This window comes from Amycolatopsis sp. NPDC026612 (assembly GCF_040638285.1).
Taxonomy (GTDB): domain Bacteria; phylum Actinomycetota; class Actinomycetes; order Mycobacteriales; family Pseudonocardiaceae; genus Amycolatopsis.
On record NZ_JBEZYB010000025.1, the window covers coordinates 71,219 to 87,967 of the forward strand.

Genomic DNA, 16,749 nt, shown 5'->3' on the forward strand with positions numbered 1-16,749 from the left:
TGCCTCCCTTGTCGACGCACAAGTCTTGTCCCGGCGATGCTGCTGCCGGCGCGTTCTTCGCGGAACGGCCGTGCGGCTAGGCCCGCGGGAACCGATCTCTGCCCTTAAAGGCAACTGCCCGTTCGGGCACCCGTGCCCGCCCTTCCGGTCGTTGGCAACCGGCCCGGCGCGGCCGACAGTTGAACCCATGGCAACGGGGCGGGACCAGGCGCCACGAGAGCCGTCCGCGCAGCCCGCGCGTCCGGCCCGTCCCGCGCGCCGGACGTCCCCGCCCGCGCTGCTGCGGCTGCAGGCCTCGGCGGGCAATGCGGCGGTGTCGGGACTGGTCGCGTTGCAGCGGCAGGGTTGTCCCGCTCCCCCGGTCGCGCCGCCCGGCGTGACGCCCGCGGCCGACCCGCAGTTCCAGTCGCTGACGAAGGACGTCGGCGCCCAGGCGAGAGCGGCGAAAGCGCACCCACCCGCCGGCGCGGAGGTCAAGAAGGCGCAGGACGCCGCGGTGGCCCCCGCCGACGACAAGGACGCCCAGGCCAAGGCCGCGCAGGCGGACAAGATGGCGGCGGCGAAACCGGCTGGTTTCGACAAGGCGGCCTTCATCGCCGCGGTGAACGCCGCGATCGCCAAGCAAGCACCGCAGAACCTCGACGAGGCCGACAAGTTCGCCGGCTCCGGCAAAGCCGACCAGGTCAAGACCGAGGTGCTGGGCAAGGTCACCAGCGGCAAGGACGCTTCGGCCAAGGACGTCACCGACCGGACGAAGGAGCCGCCGGACCCCAGCCGGGCCGTGGAAAAGCCGGTCACCCCGCTGCCGGAAGCCCCGGCCCCGCCCGCGCTGGCCCCGCCGGACGCGCGCAAGGCGACGCCGGACAAGGCGCCGCCGGAACAGACCGATCTGCGCGCCGGCCAGTGCGAGACGCAGGGCAAGATGGCCGAGGCCGGGGTCACCGAGGAGCAGCTGGCCCAGTCCAACGAGCCGGACTTCACCGGCGCGCTGGCCGCGAAGCGGGAGGGTGAGCAGCACACGGCTTCGGCGCCCGCCGCGGTCCGCGAGTCCGAAGCCGGGCAGCTGGCCGCCGTGACGGGCGCGGCCCAGGCGTCCGGGCAGGCCGCGATGGCGGGCATGACGGGGGCGCGTTCGTCGTCGGCCCAGCGGGGCCAGGCGGGGAAATCGGCCACGAAGTCGAAGGACGAACAGGACCGGGCGAGGATCACCGGCGAGATCAAGGCGATCTTCGACGAGACGAAGACGAAGGTCGAGGGTGTGCTGGGCGCGCTCGACGACCAGGTGGCGAAGAAGTTCGAGGCCGGCGAGGCCCAGGCCAAGGCGGCGTTCACCGCCGACCACCAGGCCCGGATGAAGCGGTACAAGGACGAGCGCTACGACGGGATCACCGGCGCGGCCCGCTGGGCCTACGACCTGTTCGCGAGCCTGCCCGCCGAAGCGAACAACCTCTTCCTCGAGGCCAAGAAGGTCTACGAGGTCAAGATGCAGGGCGTCATCGGCGACATCGCGGACTTCGTCGGCCAGAAGCTGGGTGAGGCGAAGCAGCTGATCGCCGACGGGCGGACACGGGTGCAGCAGAAGGTGGCGTCCCAGTCGCCGGCGTTGCGCAAGATCGCGGGCGAGGCGGCGAAGGAGTTCGGCAGCCAGTTCGACGACCTCGAGAAGTCCGTCGACGAGAAGCAGGAGTCGCTGGTCGAGGACCTGGCCCAGAAGTACAGCGCGGCCCGCACCGCCGTCGACGAGGAGATCAAGGCGCTGCAGGCGGAGAACAAGGGCCTGTGGGACAAGGCGAAGGAAGCCGTCGGCGGCGCGATCGAGACGATCCTCAAGCTCAAGGACATGCTGCTCGGCGTGCTGTCGAGGGCCGCGAACGCGGTCGGGCTGATCATCGCGAAGCCGATCGAGTTCCTCGGCAACCTCGTCAACGCGGTCAAGACCGGCGTCATGAACTTCGGCGCCAACATCGTGCAGCACCTCAAGGACGGCCTGAAGGGCTGGTTGCTGGGCAACCTGGCCAGTGCGGGCATCGAGATCCCGGAGTCGCTGGACGCGAAGGGCATCCTGACGATGGTCATGTCCCTCCTGGGCCTGACCTGGGCGAGCGTCCGCGCGCGGATCCTCCGGTTCATCCCCGAGCCGGTGCTCGCGAAGCTGGAGCAGACGTTCGAGGTGGTCAAGATCCTGATCACCGAGGGCGTGCCGGGCCTGTGGCGCTGGGTGGTCGAGAAGCTGGGCGACCTCAAGGAGATGGTGCTCGGCCAGATCAAGGAATTCGTGATCGAGAAGATCGTGAAGGCGGGCATCACCTGGATCATCTCGATGCTCAACCCGGCGGCGGCGTTCATCAAGGCGTGCAAGGCGATCTACGACATCGTGATGTTCTTCGTCGACAAGGCGGCGCAGATCAAGGAGTTCGTCGATTCGGTGCTGGACTCGGTGGAGTCCATCGCCCGCGGCGGAGCCGGGGCGGTGGCCGGGCTGATCGAGCGGACGCTGGCGAAGGCGTTGCCGATGGTGCTCGGGTTCCTGGCGAGCCTGCTGGGACTGGGCGGGATCTCGGAGAAGATCAAGTCGATCCTGGAGAAGGTCCAGGCGCCGGTCGGCAAGGTGATCGACTCCGTGGTGGGGACGATCGTCAAGGCGGGGAAGAAGGTCTGGAGCAAGCTCAAGCGCGGGGGCGCCGCGGTTGCCGAAGGCGTCAAGGGTTTCAAGGACGCGTTCCTCAAGAAACTACGGGCGAAAACACCCGTCACCATGAAGGGCAACAGTCACGCGATCTACCTCGACAGCCGAGGCGGCCGCCCGGTCCTCATGATGGCAAGTCATCCTGATCCACTGATCGACAAGATCGACCGGGCACTTGCCCATGGCACCGTGAAGAGCAAGCCCGCCATCGTCGGGCAGCTCGCCACCATGCGCGGCATGGTCGTCGGCCACGAGGGCAAGCTGAGCGCCGCCTTCGACAAGAGCGCGAAGGAAGAAATCCAGAAAGCAGAAGCCGAAATCTGGCAGCAGCGCCAGCTGATCGCGTCGACACTTCAGGCGATCGGTCAGGAAATCGACCTTGAACTCCTCATCGAGTCCACCTATGTACTGGGTGGCGAAATCCGTTCGGAGCACCGAACGAACGGAAAGTTCCGCCCGACGTTCTATGGTGGCTTCAGCGGCGCCGCCAATGCGAAGCGCGCGGGCGAACTCAGTCGCCTGATGAGCCTCAAGTTCAAGGAAGCCGCCAAGTGGAAGAACGATCCCGTCTACCAGCTGGGCTCGTCCTACATCTGCCCGGGGAAGGACTACAATTCGCCACACCTGGTGGCAGGCATCGGAAACACCGCGATCAACCTGGACCACAGAAGTCCGAGCGTGATCCAGCACTGGAACACCATCGGCCGGAAGTCGGACCAAGCCACCCGCAACACGTTCTTCAACAAGCTCGACAATCTCTACGGCATGTGCGGAACGTGCAACAAGTCCAACGGCGCAGCCGAAAGCGGCACGGGGATCTGGAACGTCGAACCAGGGTTCAAGGGCCCGGACGGAACGTAGCCGGCCGGGAGACGACCATCGGAATCAGGAAGCCTCTTCCTCGCCCTCTTCCTCCCGCTGCACATACGTCTGCGCCATCTTCTCCTCCGCGCCTTCTTCGGCCTCAGGCGCTTCCTCCCGCTGAACAGCCGCCGAATCGTCCGGAGAAGCGTGTCCGCCGTCCTCGCACCGTTGAACCGCAGGCCCAGCCGGCGCAGGCGCCGACATCAGCCGGTCCGCGTTCGCGACAGCCTCGCGCTCGAACCGGTCCGAAGGATCCGACACCTTCACCCCACCACCGGTGTCCGTCCCGTCCACCGGTCCGCTCCGCTGCTGGACCACATGCGTCAGCTCGTGCGCCAGCATGTGCTTCCCGCCCTCGGACGCCGGGTCGTACTTGTCGCGCTGGAACACGATGTTCGATCCCACCGTGTAGGCCTGCGCGCTCACCGACTTCGCCGAGTCGTGCGCTGCCCCGTCGGTGTGGACGCGGACGTCGGAGAAGTCAGCGCCGAAGCGGCCCTCCATGTCCGCGCGCGTAGACGTGTCCAGCGGCGCGCCGCCACCGGAACCGACGACGTCGTGGACCGGGGAACGGTCCTCCTCCACCAGCGAGGCGGTCCCAGCGTTGCCGACCGCGCGCTGCAGGCCCAGCATGCCCGCCGGGCCCAGGACGTCCGTGCGGCCGGCCGCCGCCGCGCGGCCCAGCAGGTCGTGGTCGTCCCGCTCGAGCCGGTCGCCCTTGGGTCGCAGGTTCGGTTCGAGATCGTTGTCGTGACTGTGCCCGCGCATGGCCGCTCCCTCCGCCGCCGTCCCAGCTTGCCGCGCCGCGGCGCCGCGCGCCAGACCGGCGGGTTCGGCCGGACGGGCAGCGAACACTGCCCGAACGGGCAGCTCAGCCGTCGGTCACCATCGCCAGGTAGGGCCCGAACTCCCGGTCCAGGCAGAGCCGGCCCAGCTTGCGGTACTCCCGAGCGACCGCGCCGACCAGGTCGCTCATCGCCACCGGGCGCCCCGCCTCGGCGGCCAGGTACGCACCGGTGACCGCGGCCGAGCGGATGTGCCCGCCCGCCAGTTCGAAGGCCTCGGCGAGGAACCCGAGATCGAGGTCCGCGCCCCGCGGCAGCCGGGCGCCGAGGCAGCGGTCCCACAGCCGGTGGCGGAGTGCGACGTCCGGGAGCGGGAAGTCGACGATGACGTCGAGCCGGCGGGTGAAGGCCTCGTCGAGGTTGGCCCGCAGGTTGGTCGCCAGCACCGCGATCCCGTCGAACGTCTCCATCCGCTGCAGCAGGTACGCACTTTCGATGTTGGCGTACCGGTCGTGGGCGTCGCGGACCTCGGACCGCTTGCCGAAGATCGCGTCCGCCTCGTCGAACAGCAGGACGCCGTTGACGCCGGCGGCCTCGGTGAAGATCCGTTCCAGGTTCTTCTCCGTCTCGCCGACGTACTTGTCGACCACGGTCGCCAGGTTCACGGTGTAGAGGTCCAGCCCGAGCGACGAGGCGATGACCTCGGCGGACATCGTCTTGCCGGTCCCCGAGTCGCCCGCGAAGAGCCCGGTCACGCCGCGGCCGCGCCCGCCGCCCGGGCGCATCCGCCACTCGTCGAGCACCTGGTCGCGGTAGCGCGCCCGCGCCGCCAGTTCGTCCAAAAGGGACAGCACACCCGCGGGCAGCACGAGGTCGGGCCAGCCGACGGCCGGTTCGATCCGCCGCGCGAGCCGCTGCAGGCCCGCGGCGTTCTGGCTCCGCGCGCCCGCCCGGACGTGGGCCGTGCGGACCAGCCCGTCGTCGGCCAGCGCCGTCACCCACGCCGCCTTCGCCGCGCGGGCGATCTGTCCCGGGCCCAGCACGAAGTGCGCGGTCGCCTCGCCCGGGTCGACGTCGGGGGCGAGCCTGCCGTCGAGGCGGCTGCGCCAGAGCTCCGCGCGGCTCGCGACGGACAGCGGCACCGCGTCGAGCTGCAACGGCGGAGCCGCGTTCCACCGCGGGTCCCAGGTCCCGGTTCCGTGCACCACCAGCGGGATCGCCGGGTGCGCCAGCGCCTCCAGCCGCGGGTCGTCCACCGGGCCCAGCACGATCCCGGCGCCGCGCAGCAACGCCTCCCGCCGCAGCGACGCGGTGAGCTCGGCGTGGCCGGGTTCGGCCTGCCAGCGCGCCGCGTCCACCACGAGCGCCGGGAACCCGGCCGTGGCGAGGGCGCCGACGCCGAGCTCTTCGGCGCCGCCACCGGGCTGTTCCTTCAGGTAAACCAGGCCGACGTGGCCGCGGATCGCGCGAGCGAGCCGGTCCTGACCGGGCACTTCGACCAGTTCGGTGCCCAGGTGCGCGCAGCCGGCGAGCTCGGGGGCGAGCCGGTCGTCGCCGAGCAGGTGGTTCACCACCCGGTCGGGGACGCGCAGCGTGCGGGAGAGGAACGGCCGTTCGTCGTCGCCCACGGTGAGCAGGCCGCAGGTGATCAGCGGCGAGTCGGCGTCGAGCCGGGCGCGGCCGGCGGCCGACGCCTCGGGGATCCCGCACAGGCGCAGCGCCAGCCCGGCGCTCGCGCGGCGGCGCGTCACGTCGTCGTTGAGGTAGCCGTAGAACTGCTCGAACCGGCTGTCCAGATCGGGTGCGAGCGCGACCAGCAGCAGTTCGACGTCGACGCCGGTGAGTCCCGCGCGCTCGGCGAGCGGGCGCAGCCTGCCGTCCGGGACGGAGTCGGTGAACGGGGTGAACGGCTCCCGGTGGCCGTCCAGCAGCGCGTCGATCGCTTCGTTGGACAGGTACAGGCCGCGGAAGGGGTCGTCGGGGTTCGGGTCGGCCGCGCGACGGCCGTCGACGGCGTCACGGATGCGCTGTTCGAGGCGGGCGAGCCGCTCGAACAGGTACTCCAGGCTCACCGCGGCTTCCGGTGGGTGCGCGCCATGGCGACCCGGCGCTGCCCTTCGACGGCCCCGGCCGCGGACACGTGGTGCCCGATGAGCTCGCCGTCGCCGGTGTCGAGCTTGAGGCCTTCCTTGGCGGGCGGCCCGGCCGGGTACACCCGTCCACTGTGGATCGGAGCGGAGACGACGACGTCCAGCGACGGCTTGAGTTCGCCCCCCAGCGCGGTCCACACGTCGGCGAAGGCGCGGTCTTCGGGTGGCGGCAGCGCGACGGTCATCGGCACCGGCAGCCCCATCTCGGCCAGCGACCCGGTGAGCACCTCGGCCGGTACGGCCTCGTGGCGCAGCAGGCCGAGCAGCAGGTCCGACAGCACGCGGTGTTCGTCCTCCGGACGCTGGGTCCACGCCGTGACCAGGTAGGACAGCTTGACGTGCTTGGGCGGCAGGTGCCGCGCCGCGACTTCCCCGCGCTGGTCGTACTCGTTGAGCAGCCCGCGCGAACGGCGCCGCATGTCCTCGCGCACGTCGTAGAGGTAGATGTTCACGGTCGGAGCGTTGCGCCGGGCCGCCCAGTCCTTGGTGGGCGCGTCGAAGGCGACGTCGACCTCACTGCCGCGCAGCGCCTCGTCCTTCACCAGCCGCCGCAGCGCCTCGTCGACCTCGTGGATCACCGGCGGACCTCCTCGCACTGGCGGTGCCTCCACGATGATCGCGGCGGCCCGGAGTGGCCAGCCGCGCAGCGGCAAACCTTCGGGTACGCCCGGCTGCCCGTACGGGCAATCGCCGGCCCTGCTCGCGCTGTCCGGGGAGGGGCGTTCCGACAGCGTGCCGGTCGAAGACGCGGCCCCGCCGATCTTGTAACCGCGCCCGGTGTCGCGACGACTACCGGTTCAGGAGAACGAGGTGACGCCATGCGATGGATTGCGGGCACGATCGGGCTGGTCTTGGGTGTGCTGGCGGCCGGCTGCGGGGGCCCGAGCCCACCGGAGCCGCGGACTTCGCTCGCCACCGACACCGCGACGACGGCCTCCGCCTCCTCCGCCTCCTCCGCCGAGCCGCCCGCCGGCTCGACGGGGCCGACCTCGGCGGCCGGGCCGGCGACCTCGGCTTCCCGGCCTGCCGGGTCGACCTCCAAGACGACCAGGAAGCCACCGCCGCCGGCGAAGAGCACGCCCACGACGGCGAAACCGCCGGCGAAGGGCTCGCCCGTGCGCACGGCGCCCATCGACATCGTCGGCAGCTCCTACGCTCAGACGGGGCCGTTGACGAAGGCCGAGCTGGCCGACGAATGCGGCGGCACGCTCTGCGTCACGGTCGCCGACACGGTCGAAGGACCGCCGGACCCGGACCTGGACTGCAAGGTCAAGCGGATCATCCAGCAGGTGCCCATCTACCGGGGCGACACGATCACCGTCGTGCTCGCCGACCCCTGTGGCGACTTCACCGAACCGTCCCCGACCACCGGGTAGCCGCGACCATGGTGAAGCGGCTCAGGCACCGCCCTCTTCGGCGCACGCCTTCTCCGGCGGAGGCGAAGCCCGAAAGCCCCTTGAGGGCGCTGCGGCTGCTCGGCTCGGTGATCGCGCCGACGACGCTGCTCACCGGGCTGCTGTTCTTCTTCGGCAGGCAGCACGCCAACTGGCTCCTCGACTACTTCGGGGTGCCCCTCTCCACGATGGGCCTGACCGCGCAGGACTACCTGGTCCGCAGCGCGGACGGTCTCTTCGCCCCGATCGCCGTCGTGATGGCCGCCGTCTTGGCGCTCCTCTGGCTGTACCGCTTCCTCCGTGCACGCCTCACCGAGGCGGCGTGGCGCCGGCTGCTCCGCGTCGCCACGCCGGCAGCCGTCGGGTGCGGGCTGGCCGGGCTCGCGGTGGCGGCTGTCGGCATCGTGAGCCCGGAAGCGTTCGCCGCGTCGTACGCCGTGCCGGGTGCCGGCCTCTCCCTGGGCGTCCTGTTCCTCGTGTCCGCCTCGCGCCTCCTCGCGGCGAGGACGGGACGGCCGCTGCCGGCCGCGGTCGCCACCGCGGAATGGCTGGCGGCGTTCGCCATGGTCAGCGTGGGGCTCTTCTGGGCCGTGGCCGACTATTCCGCGTCGGTCGGCGTGGGCCGGGCCATCCAGATCGAGGCTGCGCTGGCCACACCGCCGGAGACCGTGCTCTACAGCGCGAAAAGCCTGAACCTGACCGCGCCGGGCATCCGGGAAACCCCGTGCCGCAACCCGGACACCGCCTACCACTACCGCTACACCGGGCTGAAGCTGATCCTGCAGTCCGGTGGCCAGTACTTCCTCCTGCCCGTGCAGTGGCACAAGGCCGACGGGACCGCCCTCGTGCTGCCGCGCACCGATTCCCTGCGGCTGGAGTTCACCCCCGTGGCGGATCCGGACGTCCCGTGCTGAGCACGGGACGTCCGGCTGGTCAGCAGTGCGGCATCACGTCGTCGAAGGAGGCGCAGTCGTCCTGGTCCCAGGGGGTCGTCTGCCACTGCTCGGCCGTGAGCGTCCGGGAGGTGTCGCCCGCGACGAACTTCCAGGGCCCGTAGTAGTCGTTGCTGAACCAGTAGTTGCCCTGGTCGTGGGTGATGGCGTCCTGGACGAGCGTGCCCTTGTACGGGGACCACGACGGGTACGTCCCGTAGTTGGCCAGCAGCGCCATCTTGCCGCAGAGGCCGCTCGTGCAGCCGATGTGGGCCGGGTCGAAGCGGAACGTGTTGTCGTGCACCTCGACCAGCTGGGTCTTCCAGCGGCAGTCGTCGTACAGCGGCCCGGACGCGATGCCCGGTGCCGAGCACTGCGTGCGGTCGGTGACGAGCTTGGTGCAGGTGTTGATCGAGGTGTTGGCCGGGCTGTTGCAGAACCGGTCGGCGTTCTCCCATGCGGTGATGCCGGACCAGTTGTCTTCGAAGGTGTTGTCGTAGATGTCGATCAGGTGGGTCCGCGCAGGTACCCGCGGCTCGCCACCCGATTCGGACAGGTACACGCTCGCCACCGGGAAGTTGTCCCCGCGGTCGGAGCGGCGCTTGCCGGCGACCAGGCTGTTGCGCCGCAGGACGTTGTCGCGGAACACGAGGTTGTAGCTGATCTCGTAGAACATGGCCTCGGCGTCGTTGTCCTCGATGAGGTTGTGCTCGACGAGGAAGTCGTTGTTGTCGGTGTCGGCCCAGAGCCCGGCGCCGTGGTTGTGGTGGATCCAGTTCCCGCGGACGTCGGCCTTGTCGACCACCCAGAACTTGATTCCGCCGCTGCAGCCGCAGCCGGGACTGCGGGTTTCCCAGTCGTCGGTGTTGTTGCCCGATATTTCGTTGCCTTCGATGATCAGCGCGGTGATCGTGCTGTCCGACCGGTACGCGTTCATTCCGTATTGCCCGTTGTTGCGCAGGCAGCTGTGCCGCACCTCCTGGCGGGCACCGGCCATGATTCCCGCGCCTTTGTTGTTCTGCACGGTGGTGTTTTCGATGATCCAGTGCTCGCCGGAATCGTGGTTCACCACGCCCTGGTCCTGCGGGGCGACGAAGTTCTGGATCGTGAGCCCGCGGATGACGACGTTCTTCGCCTGCTGGGTGAAGGCCGCCCGGTTGACGCCCTGCCCGTCGAGCACCGCACCGGGGGCGCCGAGGTAGACGTCGCCGTCCTTGGGGATGACCTGCCCGAACGGGTCCAGTGCCAGCGTGTGGACGCCGGGGGGTAGCCAGAACGTCGTGCCCGGCGGCGACTCCTGCGACTTGCGGTAGAGGTCGCCGGGTACCGCGGCGTCGACGGTGACGGCGCCCGCGGGCGCCGTGGCGTTGGCCAGTGGCTGGTGATCGCACACCGGCCCGGGCGTGATGGTGGCCGCGGCCGCGGCCCCCACCGAACCGGGCGGTGCGACGAACGCGGCCAGCAGAACGACGGCCAGAATGGTTCTCATCGGCGACATGCCGTGAACCTACGCAATTTACCGCGAAACGGCTTGGTCCGAACGAGTCGATTCCGGCTCTTTTCGAGTGTACCAGGTAACGAAAAAAACAGTGATTACTCCACGACTGTGAATACCGACGACTGTGAATACCGTGGGAACAATATCTGGACGGCCCTGTTATCGTGGCCGGACGGGGACGCCCGGCCGAAAAACCGCGCCGATGCGCCCTCTGACGCGCGCCGCGGCGTGCCGCCGGGTGCGCCGCCTGCCGCGTTCCGGTCGACCGACCGGCCGAGGGCGCCACCGACGACCGGGGCACGGCGGCCGGGCCGCCCGGCGGCCGGACCCCAACTTTTTCGGCTAAACGGAGAACTACCTGAGCGAGTGATTTCGCGCCATCCATTCCGGCCACCGTCGCAGCGGCGAAGTAAGCTGTTTCGACTCCATTCCGGATCTGTCCTCCACTCGGCGGTTCCCGCGCACCGATCGGGTATTTGCGCAGGTCAAAGCCCTATATCGGCGGTAGCGTCACCTACCGGACAGAACAGCTGCCCCGACGTCCGGGCCCCCGATCAAACCCGGCGTCGCACTCAGGAAGGGAACCCCGAACAATCATGTCCACATTGCGACGACTGGCTGTCGCCGGCGCTTTCGCGTTGCCGCTTTCCCTCGTCATCGCCTGCCCGGCGACCGCTCATCCGCTCGGCTGGCCGAACGACTCCTGGAGCAACGACTCCTGGAGCAACGACTCCTGGAGCGCGGAAAGCTCCGGCAGCTGGGCCGGCATCGGTGGCGCGGGCACGACCGACACCCACGAGGGCGGGACCAGCTGGGGCCACCACTGGTCAGAGCAGGACACCGCGGTGGCCGGCATCGGCGGCGCCTACGTGACGCACAGCGGTGAGTCCGGCAACGACGGCTGGAACCACGCCTGGCACCACACCGTGCACAACGGCTCGGACGACGGTGACTGCGACGACTACGACGGGGACCACCACCACGGCGACTACTACCACCACGGCGACTACGACGACGACACCCCCGCCGTGACCGGGCACCAGGCCGTGAGCCACCCCGACCCGGTGGACCAGGAGCCTGCCGGTTACGTCCACCCGGTGTACGACGCCGATGACGACGCCGATGACGTCGGCTACCACGCCGAGTCGCAGTCGGCAGGCGTGGACGGCGCGTCGTCGGCGCACGTCGTGAGCCACGCGGGTGAGCACCACGCCGCCTACGAGGCGGAGAAGCTGACGGCCGGCCCGTACGGCGCATCGTCGGAGGGTGCGCACGCGCTGGCCGTGCCCGACTACGCCGGCTACCACGCCTGGTACACCGCGGCCGGCGTCGGCGGTGCCGCGACGCACTCGGTGTCTTCGGTGGCCGACGCCACGGACGGCGACCACTGGGTCGTCGACCACGACGTGAACGACGACCACGACTACGACCGGGGCTGACGTCCCCGGGCACAGCCGAGGCTGAGCGAGCCGGGTCCGCACTCCGCGGACCCGGCTCGCTCAGTGCGCGGAAACGGCGGACAGCAAGCCCAGCACCGCGGCCGACTTCGCCTCGTCGAGGAACCGCAGGCCCATGAAGTTGTCACCGGGACTGAAGCCGGGCAACGCCCAGACCGCTTCGTACGGCAGTTCGACGCGGCGGTAGTGCCGCAGGCTGTAGACGTTGCTGAACAGGCATTTCCCCGGGTCCGGGCGCCACAGGCGGCGCGCGAACCCGGGGTTCCGGAACCCGTGCCCCACCTCCGCGGTGGCCTGGACGTGCTTGCGGCCGGTGAAGAGCACGACGTCGCCGGTGGTCACGGTGTCCATCCGGCGGTCGTACTTGTCCTTGGCGCCCCAGAACCGGGCCCGGCCGCCGGGGTGCAGGGCGTTCAGCCGGGCGAGGTCCGCGGGGTCGAGGAGGTCGGCCAGCTCACCGAAGGCGACGGTCCGCTCCAGGGATTCCGCGCCGTACCGGAGCGCGTCCGCGGTGCCGTAGGCAGGTTGGATGAAGACCTGGGCCACGGCCTCACCGTAGCTCAGCCGCCGTGGGTGGTGTCGCTCTGGTAGTCGGTGTAGGTGTACGGGTTGTCGAGGATCTTGGTCTCCGGGACGTCCGGGTTCATCCCCTGCCGCCACGCCTCCTCCCCCAGCTGCGCGCGCAGGTGCTCGACCGTCTCCTCGACGCGCCGCCGGACCGCGGGCAGGTCGACGCCCACCAGCCGGCCGTCGCGCTTGACGACGCGGCCGTTGACCAGCACCGTGTGGACGTCGCCGCGCTGGGCCTGGAACGCCACGTGGCCGTAGGGGTTCAGCAGCGGGAACGACACCGGGGACGCGTCGTTCTTCAGCAGCACCACGTCGGCCTTCTTGCCGACCTCGAGGCTGCCCAGGTCCGAGCGGCCCAGCGCCGCGGCGCCGCCACGGGTGGCCCACTCCACCACCTGCTCGGCCCGCAGCGCCGCGTGCGTGACCGTCTCGCCCTTGGCGTGCGCTTCCAGGTGCTCGCGGGACCGGTCGGCGCCCAGGGTGGCGCGCATCGCGGAGAACAGGTCGCCGCTCCACCACACCGAGGTGTCCATCGACAGCGACACCGGGATGCCGTGCTTGCGCAGGGCCCAGGTGGGCGGATAGCCCTGGCCGGCGCTCTGCTCGCTCTCCGTCGAGACCGACACCGACCCGCCCGTGGCGGCGATGCGGTGGTAGGAGTCCGCCGAGAGCGACGCGCCGTGGACGTAGATCGTCTCCGGCGTCATGAACCCGTGGTCGTGCATCAGCCGGATGCTGTCGTCGCCGGTCGCGCCCCACACGCCGGCGTGCGTGGTCACCGGCACGCCGAGCTCGCGGGCCACCTCGAAGGCGGCCTTTTCCGGGAAGGCCGGGTCGCCGGTGACGTCGAAGGCGAGCTGGAAGCCGAGCAGGTCGTCGCCGGTGATGCGGCGGGAGACGAAGTCGCGGAACTCCGGCGTGCCGGTCCAGGTCGCCGGCGAGTCCTGGATGTTGCCGTAGGCCAGCACGAACCGGCCGGGCACCGCCTGCAGCGCGTCCGCGGCGGCGTCGGCGTGCTGGGTCGTCTGCAGGCCGTGCGACCAGTCGACCGTCGTGGTGACGCCCGCTTCGAGGGCTTCCAGCGCGCCGAGCACGTTGCCGGCGTAGATGTCCTCGGGGCGGAACACCTTGCCCCACTCGAGGTAGTACCAGACGAAGTACTGGGTCAGCGTCCAGTCGGCGCCGTACCCGCGCATGGCGGTCTGCCACAGGTGGCGGTGGGTGTCGATCAGGCCCGGCAGGACGATGCCGCCGGTGGCGTCGATCTCGGTCGTGCCGGGCGGGACGTCCAGCGCGGGCCCGATCGCGGTGATCCGGTCGCCTTCGACGAGGACGTCTTCGCCGGTGAGGACGCGCCGGGTGGCGTCGAGGGTCAGCACCGTGCCGCCGCGCAGGACGACCGGACCGTCGGTGGACTGCGTCATCACTGCCTCCGTTTGCGTACACTTGTCCGCTGTACGGACAATCAGTGGCGAAGTCACCCTCGCCCAGTGCCGCGCCGGTGTCAATCCCCGCCGCTACGCTGCGGGGGACGACAGCGGAGAGGGGAGGTGGCGCATGCCACGCGAGGGAACCGGTCCCGATTTCATCGAAGCACTGGCGCGCGGGCTCGAGGTGATCACCGCGTTCGAGCCGCACCGGCCGGAGATGACGCTCGCCGAGGTGGCCGCCGCCACCGGCCTGGCCCGCCCGACCGCCCGCCGGATCCTGCTCACCCTCGACGAGCTCGGCTACGTCCGCACCGACGGGCGCGGCTACGCCCTGACCCCGCGCGTGCTCGACCTCGGCGTGGCCTACGTGCGCTCGATGGGCCTGTGGGACGTCGCCCGGCCGCACCTGGAACGCCTGGTCGCCCGCACGAACGAGTCGTGTTCGATCGCCCAGCTCGACGGTTCGGACATCGTGTACGTCGCCCGGGTCGCGGTGCCGAAGATCGTGGGCCTGAGCGTGCAGATCGGCACCCGGTTCCCCGCCCTGCCGACGTCACTGGGCAAGGTCCAGCTGGCGGCACTGCCGCCGGAGGAGCTGGAGGCGGTGCTGGCGGAGCCGACCCGGTCGGGGCTGGTGCCGCGCTGGCAGCCGGACCGCGCCGAGCGGGACGCCGCCCTGCGCGAGGTCCGCGCCCGCGGCTGGGCACTCACCGACGAGCAGCTCGCCCTGGGCATCCGGTCGGTGGCGGCACCCCTGCGCGACGGGTCCGGGCGGGTGATCGCCGGCGTCAACGTCAACTGCCACGCCGCCGAGACGCCGGTCGAACGGCTGCTCGACCACCACCTGCCGCTGCTGCTGCAGACCGCCGGGGAGATCAGCGCCGACTTCTCGCGACTGGACGCCGTCCCGCACGTCACCGTCCCCGCCGGTCCGTGACCACCCTGCCCTGACCACCCTGCCTTGACCGCGGCGGCCCTCGGGAGCAAACTGCGGACACTGGTCCGTCAGACGGACACGAGTGGAGGAGTTGGCTTGGAACCATCCACCGGCCCCCTGTCCGGGCTGCTGGTCGCGGACTTCTCCCGGGTGCTGGCCGGCCCGTACGCCACGATGCTGCTCGCGGATCTGGGCGCCGACGTCGTCAAGGTCGAGGGTCCGCACGGCGACGAGACGCGCACGTGGATGCCGCCGGTGCGCGGGGACGTCTCGACCTACTACCTCGGCGTCAACCGCGGGAAGCGGTCCATCGCGCTCGACCTGCGCGACGATGCCGACGCCGCCGTCGCCCGGGAGCTGGCGGCCCGTGCGGACGTGCTGATCGAGAACTTCAAGCCCGGCGGCCTGACCAAGTACGGCCTGGACTACGCGACGGTCGCCCAGGCCAACCCCGGCAGCGTCTACGCCTCGATCAGCGGGTTCGGCGCCGGCGGCGGCGCGCACGTCCCCGGCTACGACCTCATGGTGCAGGCGATTTCGGGCCTGATGAGCCTGACCGGTGATCCGGAGGGCCCGCCGTACCGGGCCGGGATCTCGGTGTTCGACGTCATGGCGGGCAACCACGCGGTGATCGGCATCCTGGCCGCCCTCCGCCACCGCGACGCGACCGGACAGGGCCAGCACGTCGAGGTCAACCTGCTGTCCTCGGCCCTGACCGGGCTGGTCAACCACAGCTCGGCCTACGCCGCCGGTGGTGTCGTGCCGTACCGGATGGGCAACGCCCACCCCAGTGTCTTCCCCTACGAGCCGCTGCCGACGGCCGACGCCGACCTGATCGTCGCCGCGGCCAACGACGGGCAGTTCCGCCGGCTGTGCGAGGTGCTGGAGCTGCCCGACGTTCCGGAGGATCCGCGGTTCGCCCGCAACGCCGACCGCACGAAGCACCGCGAAGAGCTCCGGCCGATCCTCGTCGAGCGGCTGGCGAAGCGCGGCGCGGTGGACTGGTTCGACGCGCTGACCGCCGCCGGTGTCCCGTGTGGACCGATCAACACCATCGACGGCGGGTTCGCGATGGCCGAGCGTTTCGGGCTCGACCCGATCGTGGAGGTCGGCGACGGCGACCGCGCGGTGCCCACGACCCGCCACCCCATCCGGTTTTCCGCGACCCCGGCCGCCTACCGGCTGCCGCCGCCGGAGCTGGACGAACACGGCGCCGAGCTGCGGGCGTGGCTGACGGAGCCCGCCGATGCCTGACCCCGGCTACGAAACCGCCCTCGGTGCGTCCACAAAGGACAAGATCACCCTGCTCGGCCGGGACCTCGCCGAGGACGTCATGGGCACCGTCGGGTTCGGCGAGCTGGCCTTCTGGCTGGCGACGCAGCGTCGTCCGGCCAGAGGGGAAACCAGGGTCTTCGAGGCGGTGCTGGCCGCGCTGGCCGACCACGGCTTCACCCCGACGGCGATCGTCACGCGGCTGACCTACCTGTCCGCGCCGGACTCGGTCCAGGGTGCACTGGCCGCCGGGCTGCTGGGCGGCGGGTCGCGGTTCCTCGGCGTCACCGAGGACTGCGGCCGGTTCCTGCACGACGTCCTGTCCGGAGTGGACACCCTGCCCACCGGTGACGGCGAGTGGGACGCGCTCGCGCTCGAAACCGTCGAAAAGCGCCGCGCGGAACGGAAGTTCGTCCCCGGGCTCGGGCACCACGTGCACAAGGACGGCGACCCGCGCACGCGGCGGCTGTTCGAGATCGCCGGCGAGGAAGGCCTGCGCGGCCCGCACCTGGAGCTGTTCGCCGCGATCGGCCGGGTGCACCCGCGGGTGCTGGGCAAGACGCTGCCGCTCAACGGCGCCGGCGTCTGCGGCGCCGCGCTCGCCGACCTCGGGCTGCCGCTGGAGCTGCTGCGCGGGTTCGCGCTGCTCGCCCGCACGGCCGGGCTCATCGGCCAGCTCGCCGAGGAACTGCGGCACCCCGTCGCCAACGACATCTTCCTGTCGGTCGACCTGAACAACCGGTCGGTCCCGCCGGATCCGCACGCGTGAGAGGA

13 protein-coding genes are annotated in these 16,749 nt (G+C 70.8%); 7 read left to right on the forward strand and 6 right to left on the reverse strand.

Translation table 11 applies throughout. The annotated features are described in order from the left end of the window. The first annotated feature begins 187 nt into the window (after positions 1-187). Positions 188-3,547 (forward strand): hypothetical protein, encoded by a 3,360-nt coding sequence (locus tag AB0F15_RS23095; protein WP_360273713.1) that lies wholly within the window; start codon positions 188-190, stop codon positions 3,545-3,547. 24 nt (positions 3,548-3,571) lie between these two features. On the opposite strand, the gene AB0F15_RS23100 is transcribed toward AB0F15_RS23095, so the two are convergent. From AB0F15_RS23100 to AB0F15_RS23110, 3 genes are all read right to left on the reverse strand, one after another. Beyond that, complete coding sequence (locus tag AB0F15_RS23100) at positions 3,572-4,318, reverse strand: DUF4157 domain-containing protein (RefSeq protein ID WP_360273715.1); 747 nt, start codon at positions 4,316-4,318, stop codon at positions 3,572-3,574. A 103-nt stretch (positions 4,319-4,421) separates the two neighbouring features. Then, entirely contained in the window at positions 4,422-6,407 is a 1,986-nt protein-coding gene (locus tag AB0F15_RS23105) for an ATP-binding protein (protein WP_360273718.1), read from the reverse strand. Continuing rightward, the gene (locus AB0F15_RS23110; protein ID WP_360273720.1) at positions 6,404-7,063 is read right to left on the reverse strand and encodes a DUF4255 domain-containing protein; all 660 of its coding nucleotides are present in this window, start codon (positions 7,061-7,063) and stop codon (positions 6,404-6,406) included. The genes AB0F15_RS23105 and AB0F15_RS23110 overlap by 4 nt, the downstream gene beginning before the upstream one ends. 240 nt (positions 7,064-7,303) lie before the next feature. Between AB0F15_RS23110 and AB0F15_RS23115 the strand changes: the two genes are divergently transcribed. Continuing rightward, a complete protein-coding gene (locus AB0F15_RS23115) occupies positions 7,304-7,861 on the forward strand; it encodes a hypothetical protein (RefSeq protein ID WP_360273723.1) in 558 nt (185 codons plus the stop codon). Between the two features lie 80 nt (positions 7,862-7,941). Beyond that, on the forward strand, positions 7,942-8,793 hold the full coding sequence (locus AB0F15_RS23120) for a hypothetical protein (protein ID WP_360273725.1): 852 nt from the start codon (positions 7,942-7,944) through the stop codon (positions 8,791-8,793). Positions 8,794-8,812: 19 nt separating this feature from the next. Here the strand turns inward: AB0F15_RS23120 and AB0F15_RS23125 are convergent, their stop codons facing one another. Then, positions 8,813-10,309: a right-handed parallel beta-helix repeat-containing protein gene (locus AB0F15_RS23125; RefSeq protein ID WP_360273727.1), complete on the reverse strand. Its 1,497-nt coding sequence runs from the start codon at positions 10,307-10,309 to the stop codon at positions 8,813-8,815. 596 nt (positions 10,310-10,905) lie between these two features. On the opposite strand from AB0F15_RS23125, the gene AB0F15_RS23130 reads away from it, so the two are divergent. Continuing rightward, positions 10,906-11,748 (forward strand): hypothetical protein, encoded by an 843-nt coding sequence (locus tag AB0F15_RS23130; RefSeq protein WP_360273729.1) that lies wholly within the window; start codon positions 10,906-10,908, stop codon positions 11,746-11,748. A 60-nt stretch (positions 11,749-11,808) separates the two neighbouring features. Here AB0F15_RS23130 and AB0F15_RS23135 read toward each other — a convergent pair whose 3' ends face one another. Next, on the reverse strand, positions 11,809-12,312 hold the full coding sequence (locus tag AB0F15_RS23135) for a hypothetical protein (RefSeq protein WP_360273732.1): 504 nt from the start codon (positions 12,310-12,312) through the stop codon (positions 11,809-11,811). Positions 12,313-12,326: 14 nt separating this feature from the next. Further along, positions 12,327-13,760 (reverse strand): amidohydrolase family protein, encoded by a 1,434-nt coding sequence (locus AB0F15_RS23140; RefSeq protein WP_360273734.1) that lies wholly within the window; start codon positions 13,758-13,760, stop codon positions 12,327-12,329. A gap of 133 nt (positions 13,761-13,893) precedes the next feature. Here AB0F15_RS23140 and AB0F15_RS23145 point away from each other — a divergent pair, with 133 nt between their 5' ends. From AB0F15_RS23145 to AB0F15_RS23155, 3 genes are all read left to right on the forward strand, one after another. Then, positions 13,894-14,703 carry an IclR family transcriptional regulator C-terminal domain-containing protein gene (locus AB0F15_RS23145; RefSeq protein WP_360273737.1) on the forward strand — a complete coding sequence of 270 codons (810 nt, stop codon included), beginning with the start codon at positions 13,894-13,896 and terminating at the stop codon, positions 14,701-14,703. A gap of 96 nt (positions 14,704-14,799) precedes the next feature. Next, on the forward strand, positions 14,800-15,957 hold the full coding sequence (locus AB0F15_RS23150) for a CaiB/BaiF CoA-transferase family protein (RefSeq protein ID WP_360273740.1): 1,158 nt from the start codon (positions 14,800-14,802) through the stop codon (positions 15,955-15,957). Then, positions 15,950-16,744: a citryl-CoA lyase gene (locus AB0F15_RS23155; RefSeq protein ID WP_360273743.1), complete on the forward strand. Its 795-nt coding sequence runs from the start codon at positions 15,950-15,952 to the stop codon at positions 16,742-16,744. The genes AB0F15_RS23150 and AB0F15_RS23155 overlap by 8 nt, the downstream gene beginning before the upstream one ends. Positions 16,745-16,749: the final 5 nt, after the last annotated feature.